7 protein-coding genes are annotated in these 7,317 nt (G+C 46.4%); 3 read left to right on the forward strand and 4 right to left on the reverse strand.

Translation table 11 applies throughout. The annotated features are described in order from the left end of the window. Positions 1 to 406 precede the first annotated feature (406 nt). The 3 genes from LAY57_RS34375 to LAY57_RS34385 form a co-directional block, all read right to left on the reverse strand. Positions 407 to 964 (reverse strand): peroxiredoxin, encoded by a 558-nt coding sequence (locus LAY57_RS34375; RefSeq protein ID WP_249071772.1) that lies wholly within the window; start codon positions 962 to 964, stop codon positions 407 to 409. 64 nt (positions 965 to 1,028) lie between these two features. Next, on the reverse strand, positions 1,029 to 2,318 hold the full coding sequence (locus LAY57_RS34380; RefSeq protein WP_249071774.1) for a recombinase family protein: 1,290 nt from the start codon (positions 2,316 to 2,318) through the stop codon (positions 1,029 to 1,031). Between the two features lie 26 nt (positions 2,319 to 2,344). Next, positions 2,345 to 2,707: a VOC family protein gene (locus LAY57_RS34385; protein ID WP_249071776.1), complete on the reverse strand. Its 363-nt coding sequence runs from the start codon at positions 2,705 to 2,707 to the stop codon at positions 2,345 to 2,347. A gap of 466 nt (positions 2,708 to 3,173) precedes the next feature. Here LAY57_RS34385 and LAY57_RS34390 point away from each other — a divergent pair, with 466 nt between their 5' ends. From LAY57_RS34390 to LAY57_RS34400, 3 genes are all read left to right on the forward strand, one after another. Next, positions 3,174 to 3,788 (forward strand): apolipoprotein A1/A4/E family protein, encoded by a 615-nt coding sequence (locus LAY57_RS34390; protein WP_249071778.1) that lies wholly within the window; start codon positions 3,174 to 3,176, stop codon positions 3,786 to 3,788. 348 nt (positions 3,789 to 4,136) lie between these two features. Then, on the forward strand, positions 4,137 to 4,715 hold the full coding sequence (locus LAY57_RS34395; protein ID WP_249071780.1) for a hypothetical protein: 579 nt from the start codon (positions 4,137 to 4,139) through the stop codon (positions 4,713 to 4,715). Positions 4,716 to 4,798: 83 nt separating this feature from the next. Then, the gene (locus LAY57_RS34400; RefSeq protein WP_249071782.1) at positions 4,799 to 5,428 is read left to right on the forward strand and encodes a PadR family transcriptional regulator; all 630 of its coding nucleotides are present in this window, start codon (positions 4,799 to 4,801) and stop codon (positions 5,426 to 5,428) included. 63 nt (positions 5,429 to 5,491) lie between these two features. Here LAY57_RS34400 and LAY57_RS34405 read toward each other — a convergent pair whose 3' ends face one another. After that, on the reverse strand, positions 5,492 to 6,871 hold the full coding sequence (locus LAY57_RS34405) for a hypothetical protein (protein WP_249071784.1): 1,380 nt from the start codon (positions 6,869 to 6,871) through the stop codon (positions 5,492 to 5,494). Positions 6,872 to 7,317 lie beyond the last annotated feature (446 nt).

Raw genomic sequence — 7,317 nt, forward strand, 5'->3', positions numbered from 1 at the left:
TCCCTGCCTTTCTGTTACTGAGCCTGCCGAAGTATCCCGCCGCTAAACTGAGTACAGTTATAGCGGGGGACAACAGGAGCGAGTAGTTAAGGTGCGTTAACCCAGTGTAACGCACCCTAAAAATAACCCCCTATTTAGTTAAACTTAAGGTGGCGATCGCTGGTTAGATTATTTTAAACCAGAAGCTTAGAAATTATAGGACTAAGGCCAACTGGCACAATTTGTAGGGTGCGTCAGAGGCACAAACCCTTATTATATCGATGTATAACTTCGTCTGACGCACCCTACAAGTTGATTTAAGTGTGTCAGTTGACCTTAGTCCTGAAATTAGTCATTAGTCAGTTGTCAAGTGCTTGTGCTTGCATCAAGCGTAACTTTGATAGGTGGGCAATGCCCACCCAACCTGCTAAGAAGCTGCTGACTGCAATTCGTTCAGACGAGACAAAACTTCCCGACTGTGACTTGATGGATTCACCCCAGTAAATTCCTCGCGAATAATACCCTCTGGATCGATGATAAAAGTGTGGCGCACGGAGAGATAACCCAGCCAAGAACCGTAGGCTTTACTGATTTCGCCATCAGTATCGGCTAACAACGGGAACTTCAAACCTTCCGAATCGCAAAATTCGGCGTGGGAATCTACAGAATCAGCGCTGACGCCAAGAATTTGAGTATTTCTATCCATGTATTTTGGCAAATCTTGCTGAAAGCGACGAGCTTCCAAGGTGCAACCAGAGGTAAAATCTTTGGGATAGAAGTAGAGAACTACCCACTTGCCGCGATAGTCTGAAAGAGACACTTCCCCATCCCCAGTGTTAGTTGGCAATGTGAATTCTGGGGCGGATTGATTGAGGGGAGGAAGTTTGCCGCCGATAGCTAGCGCAGATGGGGCGAAGTTAAACCAAGCGAGTAAAGCTAGACAGAAGGCGAATAGAGTGCGTAGAAAGTTGCGACGATAGATCATCGTGAAGATTAAGATAATTTTCTCATAAGTTTACACTGAACAACTAACCACTGAAAATTGACCCCTAAAAGATAAAATTAACTCGCAATTCCCAGGCTGCATCTTGACGCAATAGCTGAATTTGGCGAATGAATTCCCGAAAGTAAAATCGCCGTTCCGACTCGGACAAATCCAACCAGAATTGAGGAATGGAAACAGCTTGGGCGGTTTCGCGCAAATTCACAGGCGGGAGTTCAGCTAGTTGCTGTTGCAGGGAAGCGATTTCTGTACGCAGTTTATAGGCGCGTAATTGAGATGTTTCAGGATCGAGAACGCCCGTTTCGCATAGTGAGGGAAGTTGAGTTAGGATATCTTTTTTGGTGGCGATCGCATTTTTCACCCCTTCCTTAATTCTCCCCATATCCGGTAAACTCATCTCGGCGACTGCTTGAGGTAATTCGCGGCAAATCATTTTAATAGTTTGCTGGAACACTTCCTCGTAAGGTATCGATCGGCACTTGGGACTTTTGGGGCAACTAATCGGGCGTAAATATAGATATTCTTTTGCTTGGCGCGGCGTCGTGACGCGGACGACAGTCATGGACGATTGGCACTCCCCACAGACAAGCAATCCCGCTAGAGAACGATTCGCGCTGGCGGTGCGGGGCGACATCCGGCGGTTGCGACGCAAAAGGCGATCGATCTGTGCGGCTTCTTCTCTGGAAATTATGGGAAGGTGAGTATTGGAGATAATCTCGTTATTCTGATAAGCTGTATCGCCGCGATAAACTGGATTGGTGAGCCAACGACGCCCAGTTGATACGGAGATTTTCTTGCCGTATTTTTTCACTAAAAAGCGCACTGCACCCCGCAAGGAACCGTAAAGCAGAAATCGTTCAAAAAATTCCTTTACCACAGGAGCGGCACTTTTGTCAATGATATATTTATCTTTACCGCGTCGATAACCGTAGGGCGCTTTACCGGGAGGAGGTGAAGCTTTGAGGCGATTGCGGGCGTGTCCTTGACGGATGCGGCGACTGCGCTGGTAATTCTGGATTTCTTGCAGGAGTTTGAGCAAATCTGCGCGGATGTTGGTAGTTGTGGTGGAGGTTTGCTCGATCGCAATTAGCTGAATGCCCAGCGCTTCTACTTCTGTGAGGCAATTGCACACTTCCTGCACCGAATCCCCCAATTCTTCCACTCCTCTAATTAATAAATAATCAACCGTTTCTGCTTGACATTCCTCCAACAATTGCCGCAGTTGTTGACGCCCTCCCAAATCTTGATAAACTTTATCTACTTCCCAACCCCAAATAGTTGGATCGGGTGCCGATTCTAACAGCGGATCGCTATATAGATAGGCAATAATTTTCATTCTTTTCTCGCCCCATTCCCATGCCCTTACAATTCGGTCATTTCAATAATGTTACCATCAGGATCTTGAGTGAATAAAGCAGATCGACCGGATGCACTCATTTGAATTGTACATCCGTTACTCAGCAGTTGTTCTTTTGCTTCATCTAAGTTTTTCACAGCAAAAGCTATGTGCCGATTGCGTCCCAATTTTTCGGTATTTACTTGGTCAAACGGCACAGATTCGGCAACAATTAAGTGAAGTTGAAAGTCTCCGATTTGATACCACGCGCCTGGGAATTTGAGATTTCTTTCTACTTTGGGTAATCCCATAATGTTGCCATAAAAATGTTCTGCTTTTTCGAGGTTAGAAACGAGAATCGTTGCGTGAAGACATTGGGTGATTTGCATGGGACAAATTTTGGATTTTAGATTTTAGATTATGGAGAAGAAGGGCTAGTAGTCCACCAAGCTAAATTTGATGGGTTCAAGAAACCCGGTTTTTTAGAAAAACCGGGTTTCTTGGCCCTGGAAGCAAACCATCAAAACCAGTTTGCCACACTACTAGGGGCTAGGGGACACTTTCTGCCAAGCAACTACATATAGCTAGGGACTAGGGGCTAAGAGTGCTAGGGGCATTACAGCATATAGCACGTAAAAGCAAAAAAGTCAAGTATTAAAAAGCGATAAAAAACTAAATAAAACTGAAGCATAGTAAAAAAACAAGCTTAAACGAAAGTTTCTAGTACCTCCTAAAGTCCTGGGATACAATGTAAAATTAGAGGCAACTTACTCTGGAATCAGCGTTGGATGGTTAACTAACGCTAAAAATCAGTTGTGTATCAAACAATTATTACCTGTAAGTAAAGGGGTTAGTATGACCGAAATCACAAAAGAGGAAATGCGCGAAAGGCTGGGAAATATTGACCAGATTCGCGACATTATCTTTGGCCCTCAACTGCGAGAATATAACAATCGCTTTGATAAGCTAGAGTCAGACATATCTCTGGTACAGCAGGAAATGCGCGATCGCATAGATCAGGTCAGGACTGTTCTCTCCACAGAAATCCGGTCGGCGGTTGATGGTCTGGAGAAAAAACTCAAGACTCTTAATTTAACTTCGCAGGAAGAAATTAACGATGTCCGGCAGCAGCTCGATCGCGTGAACAAAAAGTTTTCTAGCTCCATTGAAGCACTCGATCAGACAGTCGATAACCAAAATTCCTCAATTCGAGAGGAACTGTCGCAATCCAGAAATAAGCTTCAAGAAGACGTCCGCGCTCTCAGAGGACAGGTTTTTGATGAATTAGAAAGGCGCTTCTCCATGATGAGAGAAGCCAAAGTCTCCAAAGATGATATGGCAGAAATTCTGTTTGAGCTTGGCATGAGGCTAAAAGGAAACGAATTTGTTCCTCAGCTGAAGGAAGTTGCAGACACTGACAATGTGTATAGTGATGTTCGGTTACTGAAGCAAAGCAAGATCTGGGAATAGAGGAAACAACCGAGTTGAAATCCCGGCGTAAAATGATGGCAAATTTAAAATTTCAGATTTTAGATTTGCTTCGCCCTACCTAGCGAAGCATTAACGGCTCTTCCGTATTTACTATGCTATTTTAGCGCTTGTGCAGAGGAGCAGAAAAGCAGAGGGGCAAAGGAGCAAAAGCATAAAAATGTTATTTTTTGAACAAAAACATAACAACTCCTCATAGCCCCAAAAATCTGCTTGGGGAAATCAAAAATCTGAAACCATTGATAAACTTGCCTAATTTTACGGTTCGCTCGGTTTTCGACTCCCACCTGTATTTGTATAGTTAAAAACCGCAATTAGGGAGCCCAAAATATGTCATTATCAAAAAACAGTATAGCTGAGATACATGAGTTGGAAAATATGATTTCCTCCTCAAACGATCGGGCCGCTAAAACAGAAACCGATCTGGAAGCATTGGTAAATTTATTGTATGAATTAAGGCTGCTTGACAAGAAAGAAAAACCCCAGGATGAATCGATCCAATCTAACAATAATTACCAGAGTAACGAATCAACAACCAGTTACGAAGTTGCGAATGGATATGAGTATATCAATGTCAGTGCTTCACCCGTAACCGAAGCAGAAGAAAGCCGACAATCAAAGCCGCTGCTTCAGGAAACACAAGCAGGGATGTGGTCAAAAACTGTTGGTGATAAGGAGGACAAGGAGGACAAGGAGGACAAGGAGGACAAGGAGGACAAGGAGGACAAGGGGGACAAGGGGGACAAGGGGGACAAGGGGGACAAGGGGGACAAGGGGGACAAGGGGGACAAGGGGGACAAGGAGGACAAGGAGGACAAGGGGGACAAGGAGGACAAGGAGGACAAGAGGGACAAGGCCCAGAAGAAAAGCTTTTCGTTTCAACCAACTACTTATGACCACACCCACTAAAAAGCAAAAGCTCAACTAATATCGCGACATATCGCGATATATCGTATAGTCTAGTAGAGAAAGTCGATCGTAAGGATTCACCTATGTTTAGACACTTTGGGTTCCCAAGAACGGTACTTGCGGGGGCAGAAGTCAGCCCTGATGCAGATTTATTTGACAGACATTGGTTTCATCACGGCAGACACAGAAGCCGTCATTCTCATAACAAGCACTTTGGTGATGAACTGTTCGGTCGTGAGTGGGGAGATGAATACCGGACTCCTCGCGGTGATATCAAGTTCATACTGTTGGAATTGTTATCCGAACACCCCACTCACGGTTACGACCTGATCAAAAAGATGGAAACCCGCTATGGTGGTTTTCGCCGTCTCAGTCCGGGATCGGTGTATCCAACTCTCCAAATGCTGGAGGAAAGTGGCTTTCTGACGAGCGAACTCTCTGGCGGCAAGCGCATTTATACAATCACCGCAGAGGGCCGACAACTGCTTGCAGAGCGTGCCCAACAGAGAGATTCAGAGTCTCCTTTGGATGCCTTCAAAAACTTCGTAACAGGCAAACCCCAAGAGTTTATCGAGTTGAGAAATGTGGCGAGAGAGTTAGCTTCTCTTGTGGTGCAGGTGGCTCGAAGTGGCGACACAGAGCGAATAAATCGGGTGCGTGAGCTTTTAGAGCAAGTTAAACGGGAAATTTATGCGCTGCTTGCCCAGAAATAATTCACATCCTCCTGCGCCATAATCTAAGCGCTGCGTGCGCTTAGATTATGGCGCAAGAGGATGTCACCGGCGATATATTTCAGACGATATGCCCTGTTTTCGCAAATTCCGAACCTTTTTTTGAGCCTCCGACTCCAAGGAGAATGAAGCCACTTGGATGCGGTTGCCTTGCGGTAAGCGACGGACGAATGCATCTGGTGTCACCTTCCGCACTTGTGCCAGAGAGCTTGAGCCACTGTACGCTGTCACAACCAAGAATTTATTGTCTTTTGCCGATGCAGCTTTAGCCTTTGCTGGCGGTTGCTTAGTAGCAGCCGCTTGTCCCCCATTTGGAACCCCAGGTGGTGCCAAACGAGCCGTTCCTTCGATCGGCTTACTCCCCGCAGCTTGCTGCCCAAGAACATTCGGCTGTTTGCTAGTTACAGCAGGCGCAGGCTGCATGGCGGGGGATCGATCGCCAATCTGGGGCAACACACCTGATTGAAGTGACGGAGGTAACAGTGCCGCCGGTAAATCTATAGGCACTGGAGAACCCACCGGACGAGGTAACGGCACTGGGGGATTTACAGGAACTTGAGTGCCGATCGTTGGTAAAGGTAGAGCTTTTGGCGTATTTTTAGGCTTTAGTGTACTTAAACTCCTTAAATTCAGTTCCACAAATTCTTGGTCAGCCAGATTTGGTGAATTGGGAATCGAATTTTCTCCACCTTTATCATCTCCAACGGCAGGAGTTTTTTGCGGATTTTTGGCTACCGTCGCCGTCTTAGATGCAAACAGTCGCCCCAGAGGCAAGTGGCTGAGGCTAGACGGATTCATCGCTATATAGCCCAAAGTCGCACTAGAGAGCAACAACAGTAGCATTGAGCCAATCCCCAAGGGGGTCAGCAGGCTGTCCGCAAAACTGCGTTCTGGCTGGGCTGCGGCTTTTTCCTGTCTCAGCTCTTTTAGCTGTGCTGACTCTGATGGCAGATACTCATTTGGCTCTATCCCAGAAGCACCCCGGTTCACCAAACCCCCTTCAGATCTACTCAAACCTGGGGGATTTTCCAGGTGAGCGATTGGGTTGTCATCAACAGAAAGATCCGGCGTTGCTAAAGCCGCATTTGGGGCTTCCACTTCGCGGTTAAGAGCTTCAGCCTCTCCAAAAGCATTTCTGTTGGTAATACCTGCTGGTAGGCTCTCTGGCACCTTGACAGCAGCAGCAGTTTGCAGCCCAGTTCTGCCGCCAGTAGCTCGCACAGAGATCAGATCCAAAGTTTTTTGACTTTGGGGACGCCCACCAGCACGCGGTGGAACTGTTTTGGCAGGGCGTTGACGCCGATATCTGGCTAATTCTTCCTCAAGCTGCACATCCAGGCTGCTCAGAACAGCTTGCAGGGCGGGGGAATACAATTGGGTTGGGGATGATGGCGCTTTTGGCTGGGTGGGGGAAAGTTGACTCACGATCGCACTCCTAAGCTAATGCTTGTCAGTGAAAAGTAAAAACGAAATAGCTTTAAGAGAAGGGTTGCTTTTTTTAATTTTTAGCTTGAATGTCTGTTAAATCTCTCAGTGACATTTTAGGGGTTTTCCAAAATCAGGTTTAGTCCCCAAAGCAGCAATTTCCACGCCTGTTGAAGTATTGCTAGGGGCTAGGGGCTTTCTTGCTAGGGGCTAGGGAAGAGGGAAAAGGTTACTCCGTAAGGGATTTGGGTAACAAGTAAGAGTTGGAGTTGCCCTAACCGACTTTCGTCGGTTGCTATATTGCTCTGAAGTTATGGAAGCAGGGCTATCCCCAGATTCAATCCCTGTCCCTACAAGGGGGTATGCCCCTTCGATTTTTGCTAACATTCATTAACAAAAACTTCCTGTTTCATCTGGGACTGTCGGCAGCACCCCATCCACAAGCA

The sequence above is a fragment of the Argonema antarcticum A004/B2 genome (assembly GCF_023333585.1).
Taxonomy (GTDB): domain Bacteria; phylum Cyanobacteriota; class Cyanobacteriia; order Cyanobacteriales; family Aerosakkonemataceae; genus Argonema; species Argonema antarcticum.